This is a genomic window from Roseomonas sp. AR75 (assembly GCF_005222815.1).
GTDB lineage: Bacteria > Pseudomonadota > Alphaproteobacteria > Acetobacterales > Acetobacteraceae > Falsiroseomonas.
On sequence record NZ_STGB01000005.1, the window covers coordinates 495,729 to 508,554 of the forward strand.

At 71.4% G+C, this 12,826-nt stretch carries 15 protein-coding genes; 6 read left to right on the forward strand and 9 right to left on the reverse strand.

The window, feature by feature from the left end; genetic code table 11:
- Nucleotides 1–18 precede the first annotated feature (18 nt).
- The 4 genes from glpX (at nucleotide 19) to E4T13_RS21870 (ending at nucleotide 3,652) form a co-directional block, all read left to right on the forward strand.
- Nucleotides 19–1,032, forward strand: coding sequence for a class II fructose-bisphosphatase (glpX, locus tag E4T13_RS21855; protein WP_137180461.1), 1,014 nt, complete (start codon nucleotides 19–21; stop codon nucleotides 1,030–1,032).
- A 103-nt stretch (nucleotides 1,033–1,135) separates the two neighbouring features.
- Nucleotides 1,136–2,917 carry a single-stranded-DNA-specific exonuclease RecJ gene (gene recJ, locus E4T13_RS21860; protein WP_137180462.1) on the forward strand — a complete coding sequence of 594 codons (1,782 nt, stop codon included), beginning with the start codon at nucleotides 1,136–1,138 and terminating at the stop codon, nucleotides 2,915–2,917.
- A gap of 97 nt (nucleotides 2,918–3,014) precedes the next feature.
- The gene (locus tag E4T13_RS21865; RefSeq protein ID WP_137180989.1) at nucleotides 3,015–3,314 is read left to right on the forward strand and encodes a hypothetical protein; all 300 of its coding nucleotides are present in this window, start codon (nucleotides 3,015–3,017) and stop codon (nucleotides 3,312–3,314) included.
- Nucleotides 3,315–3,337: 23 nt separating this feature from the next.
- Nucleotides 3,338–3,652: a hypothetical protein gene (locus E4T13_RS21870; RefSeq protein ID WP_137180463.1), complete on the forward strand. Its 315-nt coding sequence runs from the start codon at nucleotides 3,338–3,340 to the stop codon at nucleotides 3,650–3,652.
- Between the two features lie 70 nt (nucleotides 3,653–3,722).
- Here the strand turns inward: E4T13_RS21870 and E4T13_RS21875 are convergent, their stop codons facing one another.
- The 3 genes from E4T13_RS21875 to E4T13_RS21885 form a co-directional block, all read right to left on the reverse strand.
- Nucleotides 3,723–4,433: a hypothetical protein gene (locus E4T13_RS21875; protein ID WP_137180464.1), complete on the reverse strand. Its 711-nt coding sequence runs from the start codon at nucleotides 4,431–4,433 to the stop codon at nucleotides 3,723–3,725.
- Between the two features lie 31 nt (nucleotides 4,434–4,464).
- Complete coding sequence (locus tag E4T13_RS21880; protein WP_137180465.1) at nucleotides 4,465–5,496, reverse strand: LLM class flavin-dependent oxidoreductase; 1,032 nt, start codon at nucleotides 5,494–5,496, stop codon at nucleotides 4,465–4,467.
- Between the two features lie 84 nt (nucleotides 5,497–5,580).
- The gene (locus E4T13_RS21885; protein ID WP_137180466.1) at nucleotides 5,581–6,159 is read right to left on the reverse strand and encodes a hypothetical protein; all 579 of its coding nucleotides are present in this window, start codon (nucleotides 6,157–6,159) and stop codon (nucleotides 5,581–5,583) included.
- 175 nt (nucleotides 6,160–6,334) lie between these two features.
- Between E4T13_RS21885 and E4T13_RS21890 the strand changes: the two genes are divergently transcribed.
- Together E4T13_RS21890 and E4T13_RS30635 are read left to right on the forward strand one after the other, a co-directional pair.
- On the forward strand, nucleotides 6,335–6,811 hold the full coding sequence (locus tag E4T13_RS21890) for a nucleoside deaminase (RefSeq protein WP_137180467.1): 477 nt from the start codon (nucleotides 6,335–6,337) through the stop codon (nucleotides 6,809–6,811).
- A gap of 97 nt (nucleotides 6,812–6,908) precedes the next feature.
- The gene (locus tag E4T13_RS30635) at nucleotides 6,909–7,577 is read left to right on the forward strand and encodes a PEP-CTERM sorting domain-containing protein (RefSeq protein WP_137180468.1); all 669 of its coding nucleotides are present in this window, start codon (nucleotides 6,909–6,911) and stop codon (nucleotides 7,575–7,577) included.
- A gap of 51 nt (nucleotides 7,578–7,628) precedes the next feature.
- On the opposite strand, the gene E4T13_RS21900 is transcribed toward E4T13_RS30635, so the two are convergent.
- The 6 genes from E4T13_RS21900 to E4T13_RS21925 all read right to left on the reverse strand — a co-directional run bounded on the left by E4T13_RS21900 (nucleotide 7,629) and on the right by E4T13_RS21925 (nucleotide 12,711).
- Complete coding sequence (locus E4T13_RS21900; protein ID WP_137180469.1) at nucleotides 7,629–7,967, reverse strand: cupin domain-containing protein; 339 nt, start codon at nucleotides 7,965–7,967, stop codon at nucleotides 7,629–7,631.
- The gene (locus E4T13_RS21905; RefSeq protein WP_137180470.1) at nucleotides 7,964–8,929 is read right to left on the reverse strand and encodes a ketopantoate reductase family protein; all 966 of its coding nucleotides are present in this window, start codon (nucleotides 8,927–8,929) and stop codon (nucleotides 7,964–7,966) included. The genes E4T13_RS21900 and E4T13_RS21905 overlap by 4 nt, the downstream gene beginning before the upstream one ends.
- Entirely contained in the window at nucleotides 8,926–9,555 is a 630-nt protein-coding gene (locus E4T13_RS21910) for a sulfotransferase family protein (RefSeq protein ID WP_137180471.1), read from the reverse strand. Before E4T13_RS21910 ends, E4T13_RS21905 begins: the two co-directional genes overlap by 4 nt.
- On the reverse strand, nucleotides 9,552–10,337 hold the full coding sequence (locus E4T13_RS21915; RefSeq protein WP_137180472.1) for a class I SAM-dependent methyltransferase: 786 nt from the start codon (nucleotides 10,335–10,337) through the stop codon (nucleotides 9,552–9,554). Before E4T13_RS21915 ends, E4T13_RS21910 begins: the two co-directional genes overlap by 4 nt.
- A 19-nt stretch (nucleotides 10,338–10,356) precedes the next feature.
- Nucleotides 10,357–11,007: a hypothetical protein gene (locus E4T13_RS21920; protein WP_137180473.1), complete on the reverse strand. Its 651-nt coding sequence runs from the start codon at nucleotides 11,005–11,007 to the stop codon at nucleotides 10,357–10,359.
- Between the two features lie 147 nt (nucleotides 11,008–11,154).
- On the reverse strand, nucleotides 11,155–12,711 hold the full coding sequence (locus tag E4T13_RS21925; RefSeq protein WP_240791273.1) for a winged helix-turn-helix domain-containing protein: 1,557 nt from the start codon (nucleotides 12,709–12,711) through the stop codon (nucleotides 11,155–11,157).
- Nucleotides 12,712–12,826: the final 115 nt, after the last annotated feature.

A 12,826-nucleotide genomic window follows, 5' to 3' on the forward strand; every position in this document is an offset into this window, starting at 1 on the left:
ATCCGAGGAAGCCCGCCCATGGCCGCCCATCACCAAGACGACCCGCAGGTCCATGTGGACCGCAACCTGGCGCTGGAGCTGGTGCGCGTGACCGAGGCCGCGGGCCTCGCCGCCAGCCGCTGGATGGGCCGCGGCGACAAGAACGCGGCCGATGGCGCCGCCGTGGAGGCGATGCGCCGCGCCTTCGACACCGTCGCCATCTCCGGCACCGTGGTGATCGGCGAGGGCGAGATGGACGAGGCGCCGATGCTCTATATCGGCGAGAAGGTCGGCATCTACGCCAAGGCCGGCGGTGGGCCGGAAGTGGACATCGCGGTGGACCCGCTGGAGGGCACCTCGATCACCGCCAAGGGCGGGCCGAACGCGATGGCCTGCGTGGCACTGGCGCAGAAGGGCGGCTTCCTGCACGCGCCCGACATCTACATGGACAAGCTGGCGGTCGGCCCCGGCCTGCCCGCGGGCGTGGTGAACCTCGACGCCGGCGTCGAAGAGAACCTGCGGGAGCTGGCGAAGGCGAAGAAGCGCAGCATCACCGACCTGGTGGTCTGCCTCCTGGACCGCGACCGCCACAAGGAGATCGTGAAGCGCTGCCGCGCCGCCGGCGCGCGAATCATGATGATCCCCGATGGCGACGTCTCCGGCGTGGTCGCCGTGTCGCAGGCGGAGACGGGCGTGGACATCTACATGGGCTCGGGCGGCGCGCCGGAAGGCGTGCTGGCGGCTGCCGCGCTGCGCTGCATCGGCGGGCAGATGCAGGGCCGCCTGCTGTTCGAGAATGACGAGCAGATTGCGCGCGCGAAGGAGATGGGGATCTCCGACCCGAACCGCATCTACGGCCTTGAGGACATGGCGAGCGGCGAGGTGATGTTCGCCGCGACCGGCGTGACCACCGGCCCGATGCTGCGCGGCGTGCGGCATTTCGGATCGGGCGCGGTGACGCATTCGATCGTGATGCGCTCGAAGTCCGGCACGGTGCGGTATGTCGAGGGGCATCACAACTTCGCCCTGAAGCCCAGCGCCTTCGTGGCGTGAGGCGGTTGCGCGCGCGCGGCCACCACCCCGGCCCTCCCCCGCTTTGCGGGAGAGGGAGAAGAAGCCCTCCCCCGCAGTGCGGGGGAGGGTTGGGAGGGGGCAGGTGAGCGCCATTCTGGAAGAAGGCCCCGTCCTCGGCATCGCGCGCTCCGCCACGGGGCGGCGCTGGATCTGGCGCGCGGCGGAATCGCGCATCGGGCTCGGCATCGCGCAGCGGCTCGGCCTGCCGGAGATCGTGGGGCGGCTGCTGGCGGCGCGCGGCGTCGGCATCGAGGACGCGCCGCATTTCCTGGAACCGACGCTGCGCGCGCTGCTGCCCGATCCCTCCTGCCTGCGCGACATGGACCGCGCGGCGGCGCGCCTGGCCGATGCCGTGCAGCGCGCTGAATCCGTCGCGGTGTTCGGCGACTACGACGTGGACGGCGCCTGCTCCGGCGCGCTGATGGTGCGGCTGCTGCGCGAGCTCGGCTGCCGCGTGGCGCATTACGTGCCCGACCGCATCAACGAGGGCTACGGCCCCAACCAAGCCGCCATCCGCACGCTCTGCGAGCGCGGCGCGACGCTGATCGTCACGGTGGATTGCGGCATCGCCGCGGCCGAGGCGCTGGCTGCCGCCGAGGGCCGCGCCGATGTCGTGATCCTCGACCACCACAAGGCCGAGGGCGCAGTGCCGCCGGTGCATGCCGCGGTGAACCCGAACCGGCTGGATTGCACCAGCGGGCTGAAGCATCTCTGCGCCGCGGGCGTCGCCTTCCTCGGCGCCGTCGCGCTGCTGCGGGAGCTGCGGCGGCGCGGATTCTTTGCGGCGCGGCCGGAGCCCGACCTGAAGACCTATCTCGACCTCGTGGCGCTGGCGACCGTCTGCGACGTGATGCCCCTGACCGGCCTCAACCGCGCGCTGGTCGCACAGGGCCTGCGCGTGATGGCGCGGCGCGGCCGTGCGGGCATCGCCGCACTGCTGGAGGTGGCGCAGGCGAAGGACGCGCCGACGGCGCACACGCTGGGCTTTCTGCTGGGTCCGCGCATCAACGCCTCCGGCCGCATCGCGGAGAGCGACCTCGGCCTGCGCCTGCTCATCGAGGATGACGAGGTCGAGGCGCGCGCCATGGCCGCGACGCTCGATTCCGTGAACCGCCGGCGGCAGGAGGTGGAGGCGGATGTGCTCACCGCCGCCTTCGAGGCCGCGGCGCGCCAATCGGAGCTCGGCCATCCCGTGCTGCTGGTCTCGGGCGAGGGCTGGCATCCCGGTGTGGTCGGCATCGTCGCCGGGCGGATCAAGGAGAAGTTCAACCGGCCCGCCTGCGTGGCCGGGCTGGCGGAGGGCCTGGCCAAGGGGTCGGGGCGGTCGGTGCCGGGCGTGGACCTCGGTTCCGCCATCATCGCGGCGCGGCAATCGGGGCTGCTGGAGACCGGCGGCGGGCATCCGATGGCGGCCGGCTTCTCCTATCGCGCCGCGCGCGGGGCTGAGGTGCAGGATTTCCTGAACGAGAGGCTGTCCCACGCGGCAAGCCTGCCTTCCGCGGCGGATCTGCCCGTGGAGGGCACGCTGGCGGTGCAGGGCGCGACGGTGGCGGTGGCGCAGGACGTGGCGCGCCTCGCGCCCTTCGGCGCGGGCAACGAGGAACCCGTCTTCGTGCTGAACCGCGCCCGCGTGGTGCGCGCCGATCGCGTCGGCAAGGAAGGCAGCGCCGTGCGCTGCTTCCTGGAAGGCGAGGGCGGGGGCCCGCGGCTGAAGGCGATCTGCTTCCGCGCCAAGGACGGGCCGCTGGCCCAGGCGCTGCTCGGCGGCGGCGTGCTGCATCTGGCGGGGCATCTGCGCGCGGAAAGCTGGAACGATTCCGTCAGCGCCAGCCTGCATGTGGTGGACGCGGCGCCGGCGGGGTGAGCGGTAACGCTTCGTCACGGGCGCGGCGCCGCATGACAGGATGTCCATGCTTGAAGCGCGGGGCCGGACGCGCAACATGGGGGGCATGGACGATCACATGGCCTCAGGGCGCCGCCCGCCCGTGCTCGACATGACGCCGGAGGGCGAGTTCCGCGACACCGCGCCGAAGCCGGCCGGCACCTTCGACCGCGTGCTTGCGCGCGTCGGCGGGGTGGCGGTGCTGGTGGCGCTGGCCGCGGGCGGGCTGGTGTTTGCCGCGCTGGCGGTGCTGTTCCTCGGCATCATGCTGCCGGTGCTGCTGGTGGCGGGCGTGATCGGCGCCGGCTCGATCTGGTGGCGGCTGCGCCGCGCCCGCAAGCAGGGCCAGCCGATCCACTTCGTGGTGATCCGCCGCTGAGGAACCCCCCGCCTCCCTTCGAGGTGGATGAGAGCAGGCTCTACGAGGTCGGACCCGCCGGAGCCGCCTGGACGCATGCGGATGCCGGGGCGGCGCGCGCCGAACGCCAGCGGCGGCTGCGCTGGCTGCTGGTGCTGTGCGTCGGCGTGAATGCGGCGACCTGGACGCTGGCGGGGGTGGCGCTGATGCTGGGCGGACGGGAAGTCGGCGCGGCCTTCGGCGTTCTGGCGCTGGCGACGCTGCCGCTGCTGGTGGTGCCGGCGATCGGGGAGGCCTTCGCGCGGCTGCGGGCGCGCCGACGGCATGTGACACGGCCGGGGCGGTTTCCTGATCGTTAAGCGCTCGAACTCAACGTAACTCCTTCCTCGGCCAGTTCCCAATCCTTCAGGCAGTCTGATCGCGCGATGGTTAGAAGCTGTTGTTTTCTGCCACATCTGAAAAAGCGGAATATACCTTGGTGGTGACCTCGCACAGCTGTTTAGCCGCCTCAGTGTTGAGCGGCACAGCGACGACTTCGCCGTTCCTTGTAAACGTTATACCTGAAGAAAAAATAGAATCTGTAATGAATATTTTTGAGGCTGAGTGTCGCTTTATTGCCTGTGGACTCAGTGTAGCTCCGGCCCGATGAGCTAGGGCGTCCCGGACCTCCCTATGAGATGGGAAGCTCTCCTTGTAGCGACGCCTCGCCTCCTTCAACTCAGCCTTGTTGACCCGAACCCAGATCGGCTGGCATTGCCGAGCCAAGCGGGAGATCTCCGATAGCGTCTCCTCGAAATGATGAACAGTCATGGCAGCATCCCGCGCAGCAATATGCAACCATGCACTCCAAGATTTACCTTCTGACGATATTCGCTCTTGATGTCTCTTGTACTCAAAAAAAGAAATTTCCATTCCCGGATAAACAAAGAATTTTTCTGATAAATCCCGTTTCGACAAAACAATTCGATCTTGCTCGGCGTTACATTTTTCGATTAGCATAATCGCGTATCTGTAATCATCACAGTGCTTAGTAAGATTTCTGATTTGTAGATCTAGGTGAATCAATACATCGTGATGCTCGGCCGGCCAAGCAGCCAAGCTTATGCAAAAAAATCTCTGAAGGTCCCGGCCTTCGTCCATCAAACCTAGTCCCTGCTTGCGGGCTGCTCCCCTACGCCGCCGCGGGCAAGGCGGCGTTGGCCTCGGCCAGCAGCCGGTAGCTCGCCTGCCGCGCGGCCGGATCGTGGCAGGGGGTCAGCACAGCGACCTCCGCCGCGCCATGCGCCGCGGCCACGGCGTTCAGCTTGGCGACCACCTGTTCCGGCGCGCCTACGATGGCGCGGGCGCGCATGCGCTCGACGCGCGCCAGTTCCTCGGCGTCGTACTCATGGGCCTCCGCCTCCGCCACGCTTGGCAACGGCGGAAAGATGCCGCGGTCGCGGGAGAGCCGCCACAGCTCGCGCGACTTGAACAGCCGCCAGGCCTCGGCCTCGGTCGCGGCCGTGATGGCGAAGACGCAGAGCGCGGCATGCGGCGCGGCGAGCCGCCCCGGCACACCCTCATGCGGGCGGAAACCCTGGCGGTACAGCGCCATCGCCTCCTCGCTGCCGCGGCCTTCCGTGATGAAGTGGGCGAAGCAGTAGGGCAGGCCGAAATAGGCGGCGAGCTGCGCACCGAAATCCGAGGAGCCGAGCACCCACACCTCCGGCCGGGTCGGCCCCTCCGGCTGGGCGGAGACGCGGGCAAAGGGATGGTTCACCGGCAGCCCGTCGCCGAGCCAGCCCATGAGCTCCTGCACCTGCTGCGGGAAGCGGTCCGCGGCCTCGTTGGCGTTGGGGTTGAGGGCGAAGGCGGTGCGGCCGTCGCTGCCCGGCGCGCGGCCGACGCCGAGGTCGATCCGGCCGGGGGCGATGGCCTCCAGCACCCGGAACTGCTCGGCGACCTTCAGCGCGGAATAATGCGGCAGCATCACGCCGGCGGAGCCGACCCGGATGCGCTGCGTCGTCGCGGCGATGGCGCTGATGAGGATCTCCGGGGCCGTGCCGGCATGGCTGGCGCTGTTGTGGTGCTCGGCCACCCAGTAGCGATGGTAGCCCCATTGGTCCGCCAGCTTCGCCAGCGCCAGCGTCTCCCGGATCGCCTCCGGCGGGGTGCGGCCGGAGGCGACGGTGGACTGGTCGAGGATGGACAGGGCGAGCGTCATGCCGGTACCTCCTCGGCGCAATCTGGGGCGGCCGGCCGGCTGCGTCGAGCCGGCGGCCGGTCCCGCTTGCTTGGTCGGTCCCGCTTACGCGGCCGGGCCGGATCGGCGCGACGGCCCGAACAGGATCTCCCGCATGCGCGGCCAGCCGATGGCGAGCGTGATCTGGCGGAATCCGCAGAAGGGCAGCATCGCCACGAAGAAGCTGACGCCGGCGAAGAGCAGGCCCGCCACGCCGCCACCGCCGATCATCGGCACGGATTTCGCCAGCGACTCGCCGTGAATCCAGCCGCCGACGATCGCCTCGGCGTAGTGCATCGCGATGAACAGCGCGGCGAGGATCAGGGCCTCGAGGACGATCGGGTAGATCAGCGGCTCCGGCTTCACGCGCCGGCCAAGCTCCAGCTTCTCCACGACCAGCGCGACCTTGCCGAGCACCAGCGCGTTGATCAGCGCGAAGCCGTGCGGAGCGAAGGGGATGGCCTGGCTCTCGCCGGCATGGGTGCGCAGCGCGATCTCCTCATGCACGGTGAACAGGCCGAGCAGGATGAAGATGTAGGCCGCGGCGATGACGAAGCGCCGGAACTCGTCCAGCACGACCTCCTTCGCCTTGTGCAGCGTCTCCTGTCCGGGGCGGCCGGACCCGCCCATGCTCCGCTCGCTCACGCGCCCGAACCCCCTGCCCGCCTATGTCATGCCAGACGGGCCTTGTAGCGCCTGGGCGCCGCCGGCACACCGTGGCAATCGCCGCGGTTGCGGGATGCGGCATCGCGCCCGCAACGGTGGATGGACAGGGCGCGCAGGCTGCCGGTAGCTGCCGGCCGCAACGCCGGGGCGGCCGATGACCGAGAGCGACGAGAGCTTCATGCGCCACGCCATCGCGCTGTCCCGCCGCGGGATGGAGGGCGGCGCGGGCGGTCCCTTCGGCGCGGTGGTGGTGGCCGATGGTCGGGTGGTGGCCGAGGGCTGGAACCAGGTGACCTCCACCAACGACCCGACCGCGCATGCCGAGGTGGTGGCGATCCGCCGCGCCTGCGCCGCGCTCGGCCGCTTCGACCTGCGCGGCGCGGTGCTCTACACCAGCTGCGAGCCCTGCCCGATGTGCCTGGCCGCGGCGTATTGGGCGCGGCTGGACGCCGTGGTGTTCGGCAATGCGCGCGAGGACGCGGCCGCGATCGGCTTCGACGACCAGTTCCTCTACGACGAGGTGCCGAAGCCGGTGAAGGCGCGGACCCTGCCGATGCGCCGGCTGCTGGCGGCCGAGGCGCTGGAAGTTTTTGGGGCCTGGGCGGAGAAGCCGGACAAGGTGGCGTATTGACGGCCAAGCCCGCCTTGCATGGCATTGCCGGCCGGTCATTGCGGCGCCATCATGAGGCGGCGTGCCGGGCGGCCGGCGGGAAGGACCGAGGTTCGGCATGGTGCGGCAAGCGTTTCGGGCGGTGTTGCTGGGCGGCGTGCTGGCCGCGCTGCTGGCGGCGCCGGGCGCGCAGGCGGCCTACACGATCACGGTGCAGCAGGTCGGCGCCAACGTGGTGGCGACCGGCAGCGGCACCCTGGACGTGACGTCCTTCGGCTCCGGCACTGGCGACACGGATTCCGCCCAGATCGGCACGACGGACGGCAATAGCTTCGTCTATGTCGGCGGCGACACGAACGGCTCCGCGCTGACCGCCTATTCGGACGAGGGCAACCCGATCAGCGGCGGCGACGCCATGTTCGGCGAGCCGGGCCAGGGCGGCTATGCGAGCAGCGCCTCCGGCGACCTCGTCGGGCTCGTGCCGGCCAACCTGTTCAACTTCGATTCCAACACCGTGCTGTATGTGCCGCAGGGCTATGTCTCCGGCGCGCCGCTCAGCGGCACGGCAACCTGGGAAGGCGAGACGATCGACTCGCTCGGCCTTTTCCCCGGCACTTATGTCTGGAGCTGGGGCGACAGCGCGGCGGCGGACAGTTTCACCCTGGTCATCGTGGCGCCGGACGGTCCCGGCACGCCCGTGCCGGAGCCGGCCGCGGCGCTGCTGCTGGGCGCGGGGCTGCTGGGGCTGGGCGCGGTGCGGCGCTGCCGCCCGACTGTTGCAGCGTAGCACCTCCCGCTTTCCGAGGTCCTTGCACCGCCACCCGCCCGAACGGCGCCGTCAGCGCGGCTTCAGCGGATAGCGGTCGGCTTCGGCGAAGACGTCGATCGCGATGGTGCCGGCCTTGATCGCCACGGCATGCACGACGCCGGCGGGAATGTCGTAGCTCGCGCCGGGGCCATAGCGGCGGGTCTGGCCGTCGATGGTCAGAGCCACCTCGCCCGCCACGACCGTGCCCCATTGGGGACCGTGGGAATGTGCCGGAAGGCTCACATCCTGGTGGATGCGGAAGAAGGCGACGAGGCCGGCATCCGACCGCACGGCGGAGGTCGTCACGACGCTGTCGGGGAAGGGCAGGTCGAGTGCGGGCATCGCGCCGAAGAAGGCGGGCAGGGTCATGCGGCGATCTCCTCGATGGGGCGGCGCGCGGCGATCAGGTCGATCAGCGCGTCATGCGTCGGCGTGGCGATGCCTCCCTTCCGGCCGAGCCGGGCGATGGCGCCGTTCAGGCTGTCGATCTCGGTCCGCCGCCCCGCCGCGATGTCCTGCAGCATGGACGATCGATGCCCCGCGCTGCGCGGCAGCACGATGGGCGTCAGCGTGTCGCGCGCATAGGCGACGCCCGATGCCGCCGGGCGATAGCCATGCTCGGCCGCCAGCACCGCCAGCGTCTCCTCGGCCAGCCGCTCGATAAGCCCGCGCGTCGCGGGGTGGGTCACCAGCTCGCCATAGGTCAGGCCGGTCAGCGCGCCGGTCGGGTTCATGCAGGTGTTGAACAGCAGCTTGAACAGCACCGTCTCGCGGATCGCGGGATCCACGCGGATCGGCAGGAAGCCGGCCTGCGCCGCGGCGACGAAGCGTTCCAGCGGCGCGGTCGCGTCGCCCAGCAGCGGGCCGGCATTGATCGGGCTCGACGCCGCCTTGCTCGCGACATGCGCGACGCCCTGCCGTTCCAGCCCGATCATCATCGCCGAGGCATAGACGGGGATCGCCGGGCCGAGCGCGGCGCGGATCGCCTCCGACGCGCCGATGCCGTTGTGCAGCGACAGCACGGCGCGCGGCGCCGGCGCTGCACCGGCGAAGGGGGCGAGCGCCGCGGCGATGTCATGCGCCTTGGTGGTGACGACGAGCATGTCGCAGCCGCGTGCGCCATCCGATGGCGTGGCCGCGTCCTCGATGGCGATCGAGCCGGCGGGCAGGGCGTGATCGCCGTGCAGGCCGCTGACCGTGATCGCGCCGTCGCGCAGCGCGGCGACGGACGCGGCGCGCGCCAGCAGCGTCACGCGCTGGCCGGCGACCGCCAACGACGCCGCGATGCCGAGGCCGACCGAGCCGGCGCCGATGACCGTGGCGGCGATCATCGCGCAAGCCCGCTCCGCATCCCGTCCGCCTGCGCCGCTACCCTGGCCTGCAACTCGGCGGTCGTGTTCCGGCTCGGATAGGGCACCGCCGGCCCCGGCACGCCGAGATGCGCGCAGAGCGGTTCCCAGCCGTCGCCCAGCCGATGCACGAGAAGACGCTCGGCCGGCACCGTCGCCAAGACATCCGCCACATGCGCCTCGTAGCGTCCGATCATGAAGTCGCGTTCGCCGGCACGGTCGCCGAACGCCTTCTCGACGATCCGGACGCTGACGGACTGGCGGTCCGTCGTCGTGCCGACGAACTTCAGGATCGTCGCCTCGAAGCTGGTCCACCAGCTTTCGGGACTGCGCCAGGTGAGGATGACCTTCGCCTGCGGATACACCGCCATGAGTTCGCGCCAGTAGTGGGCGGAGGGCCAGTCCACGCAGGCATTGTAGCCCTCGAACAGCGCGTCCCAGTCCGGGACACCGCTGTCCATGAACGCGCGCCAGCGGGCCTTCATGATCGGGTTCTCGGTGACCTCGAACATGTGGTGGCAGGGCCCGAAGCCCAGGATGTTCAGCGCCTCGCGCAGGGAATCCGTGCCGGTCCGCCCCCAGCCGGCGCCGATGACGCTGAGCGTCATGGCGCAGCGACCAGACAGCGGAAGCGCGCGCCGACGCGGAAGCCGCCATCGGGCTGGCGGAACGGCGCGAGCGCGGCGCGGTGCGCGGCGACGAAGGCGTCATGGCCCGAATGCTCGACGGCGCGCACCGCGACGCCGGCCGAGCCCAGCCCGCGCAGCGCGGTCGCCTCGTCCGGGTAGGACCAGTGCGTGTCCACGTCGAACACCGCGCCGGGCGCCAGCCCGCCCGCCGCGGCGAAGGCGCGCAGCGCCGCCTCGTCCGACAGCGCGAAGGGGCCGGGCGCACCGGGCGGCGGCGCCGGCAGCAGCGGCTTCAGCGCCGCGACGAGCGAGGAGGCCTCCATCCCCGCCGGCTCGCCCCAGGTCATGATCACGATCATGCCGCCGGGCTTCGTCACGCGCCCGGCCTCGCGCAGCGCCTGCGCGGGATCGCCCGCATACTGGAAGGCATTGAAGCCGGTGACGAGGTCGAAGCGGTCGTCGTCGAAGGGCAGCGCCTCGATGTCGCCCTGGCGGAAATCGGCGCCCGGCGTGCGTTCGCGCGCAATGGCGAGCAGCGCGTCCGCGGCGTCGATGCCGGCGACGGTCGCGCCGCGCGTGGCCGACAGCGAAGCGGCCATGCCCGCGCCGCAGCCGACATCCAGGTGGCGCGTGCCCGCACCGACGCCGGCATGGTCCAGCACGGCATGGAAGGCGGCGGCGCACTGGCCCTCCTGCACCTCGGCCCAGTCTCGGGCGCGTGCGCCCCAGAGGCGCCCGTTGATGTCGGACGTCTTGGTCATCCGCGCGTCACTCCCCGATTCACGTGAAGGCCGACATGAGAAGAACGAAAGCGGGCGCCGGGGCGACCGCCACCAGCACGCTCGCCAGGAACTGGCGGAAGCTGAACAGCCGGCTCAGCCCTGCCGCCATCGCGATGCCGCCGCCACCGCCAAGCAGCGTGTTGCCGGGCGTGTTGATCAGCAGCACGAGGCAGAGGCACCGATGGTGCAGCAGCCGGCCGCCGAGGCGCCGCACCGGCGATGCGTGAGCCGGAGACGACACGGCGGCATCGCGCGCCTGGCGCTCCATGGCGGCGGCGGCCCGGTCGAGACACAGTCGCACGAGCAGGCGCTGCACGCGATGCCGGGGCACCGACCGGCCGATGCCGAAGGCCAGCAGCAGTCCCGCGACGGTCGCGGCATAGACCTCGACCGCCAGTTGCGCGCCGCACAGCGCGAGGAGCAGGAAGCCCACCTCGGCGCCGGGCAGGAAGGGAATCGCGATCAGCACGGATTGCAGCAGCAGCAGGGCATGGACGAGCGGCGGGCCGAGCATCTCCTCCTGCGCCAGGCGTCGCAGGTCCAGCAGGCTGTCGAGGACGCCGGCCACGTACGACCCCCCGAGGAACGACAGCACCGCCAGCACGAGAACGGCGAGGCCGAGCCAAGGCATCGCGCGGCGCGGGCCCATCAGCGGCAGCGGCGCGCAGGGAAGCGGGCGCCCTGCGGCGCTGTTGCCTGCCTGCCTTCCCTGGCGTGCTGCCGATCCATGCCTCGATGCTCGCCCGATCACGGGGCTGGCGGACACATGGTGGGCTAAAGCGGACTAAATCGACGCCTATCGCAGCGCGTCGGCGTCCTCTGGCGGCGCCAACCCGGCGGCGACGCGCAGGAAGGTGTGGGCGCGCGCCTGGTAGTCCGGGTTGGTCGACAGCCAACGCCCCGCCAGCCGCGCGGCGGCAAGCGCCGGCGCGGTCTGGTTCAGCCGCGCGAAGGTAGCGGCCGCCGCGTCAAGGTCGCCCGCGCCGACCTGCGCGATGGCGCCCAGCACCAAGGGCGGCGCGGCGTTCGCCATGCCGAGCAGCGCGGCCTGCGCCGCGGCCGCCGCGCCCACATAATCGCGGGCGGCGAACCGGGCGAAGCCCAGCGCGCAGAGCATCTCGCCGCGCGCCGGATCGCGGGGGCTGTGGCGCAGCGCGGCCTCGGCGAGCGGCACGCCGCGGGACGGCTCGCCGTGCAGCGCCTCGTTCAGGCTGAGCCAGGCCAGCGTGACCGCGCAGTTGGGGTTGAGGTCATGCGCATGCCGCAGCGCCGCCAGGCCCGCCGCCTGGTCCTGCGCCATGAAGGCCAGCAGCCCCTTCTGCCGCCAGGCGTGATGGTCCTGCGCGTCCAGCGCGATCGCCGCATCAGCCGCATCGCGGCCCGCCGCAACGGTGGCGGCGAAGTCCTCCGTCGTGCCGTGATAGGCATGCCACCAGGCCACCGCGGCGAGGACGCGCTGCGCGAGGCCGCAGGCGGGGTCGGCCGCCAGGGCCTCGCGCGCCAGCGCCGCCGCACGGTCGCGCGGCGCGGTGTCGAAGGCCATCTCGCCGGCCGACATCGCCGCCCATGCCGCCTGCGCGAGGCCATAGGCGCCGAGGTCCGCCGGCGGCGTGCGTCGCGCGCGCAGCGATTCCGCGCCGTCGATCTGCGGCGCCAGCGCGGCGGCGATCCCCGCGGCGATCCGCGCCTGCATGGCGAAGGGATCGCCGATCTCGCCATCGAAATTCTCGGCCCAGACATGGCCGCCCTGCGCGGCGTCGATCAGCTGCGCCGTCGCGCGTACGCGCCCCGCGGCGACGCGCACGCTGCCCTCGACGACGTAGCGCACGCCGAGCGCCCGCGCGACGATGCGCACGTCCCGCGCCTGCCCCCGCCACGCGAAGGCGGAATTGCGCGCCACCACGAAGAGGTCCCGGAAGCGCGACAGCTCCGTCGTCACGTCCTCGACGATGCAGTCCGCCAGCCAGGCCCAGGCGGGATCGCCGCCGAGATCGGCGAAGGGCAGCACCACCACCGAAGGCCTGTCCGGCGGCTCCGGCTCATCCTCGGCGATGGCGACGGCGCGCACCGCATGGCCGAACCTCAGGCCGCGGCCGGGGATGGTGAGCACCGCCTCGCGCCCGAGTATCTGCCGCAGCGTGGCGACCTGGACGTTGAGGTTGTTGTCGCCGACGATGGCGTCGCCCCACACCGCCAGCATGACCTCGTCGCGGCCGAGCACGCGGCCGGCATGGGCGACGAGATGCAGCAGCAGGTCGTAGGCCCGCGCGCCAAGCGGCAGCGGCACGCCGCCGCGGAGCACCTGCCGCAGCGACGGCCGCAGGATGCAGTCCTGGAAGTGAAACGCCTCCACGCTCAAGGATGGCCGCCCCGGTTCTCGGGATGGGGTTCGGTCGTGCCGGAAGCCGCCTCCCGATCCGGTCTTCCGCCGCCATTCGTAACGGACGGCCAGTCGGGACGCCACGGCC

What these genes read in the sequence shown, in the direction of transcription:
- glpX (WP_137180461.1), top strand. Translation starts at nt 19, where the DNA reads ATGGCCGCCCATCACCAAGACGACCCGCAGGTCCATGTGGACCGCAAC.
- E4T13_RS21865 (WP_137180989.1), top strand. Translation starts at nt 3,015, where the DNA reads ATGGCCTCAGGGCGCCGCCCGCCCGTGCTCGACATGACGCCGGAGGGC.
- E4T13_RS21875 (WP_137180464.1), bottom strand. Translation starts at nt 4,433, where the DNA reads ATGGACGAAGGCCGGGACCTTCAGAGATTTTTTTGCATAAGCTTGGCT.
- E4T13_RS21880 (WP_137180465.1), bottom strand. Translation starts at nt 5,496, where the DNA reads ATGACGCTCGCCCTGTCCATCCTCGACCAGTCCACCGTCGCCTCCGGC.
- E4T13_RS21890 (WP_137180467.1), top strand. Translation starts at nt 6,335, where the DNA reads ATGACCGAGAGCGACGAGAGCTTCATGCGCCACGCCATCGCGCTGTCC.
- E4T13_RS30635 (WP_137180468.1), top strand. Translation starts at nt 6,909, where the DNA reads ATGGTGCGGCAAGCGTTTCGGGCGGTGTTGCTGGGCGGCGTGCTGGCC.
- E4T13_RS21900 (WP_137180469.1), bottom strand. Translation starts at nt 7,967, where the DNA reads ATGACCCTGCCCGCCTTCTTCGGCGCGATGCCCGCACTCGACCTGCCC.
- E4T13_RS21905 (WP_137180470.1), bottom strand. Translation starts at nt 8,929, where the DNA reads ATGATCGCCGCCACGGTCATCGGCGCCGGCTCGGTCGGCCTCGGCATC.
- E4T13_RS21910 (WP_137180471.1), bottom strand. Translation starts at nt 9,555, where the DNA reads ATGACGCTCAGCGTCATCGGCGCCGGCTGGGGGCGGACCGGCACGGAT.
- E4T13_RS21915 (WP_137180472.1), bottom strand. Translation starts at nt 10,337, where the DNA reads ATGACCAAGACGTCCGACATCAACGGGCGCCTCTGGGGCGCACGCGCC.
- E4T13_RS21920 (WP_137180473.1), bottom strand. Translation starts at nt 11,007, where the DNA reads ATGGGCCCGCGCCGCGCGATGCCTTGGCTCGGCCTCGCCGTTCTCGTG.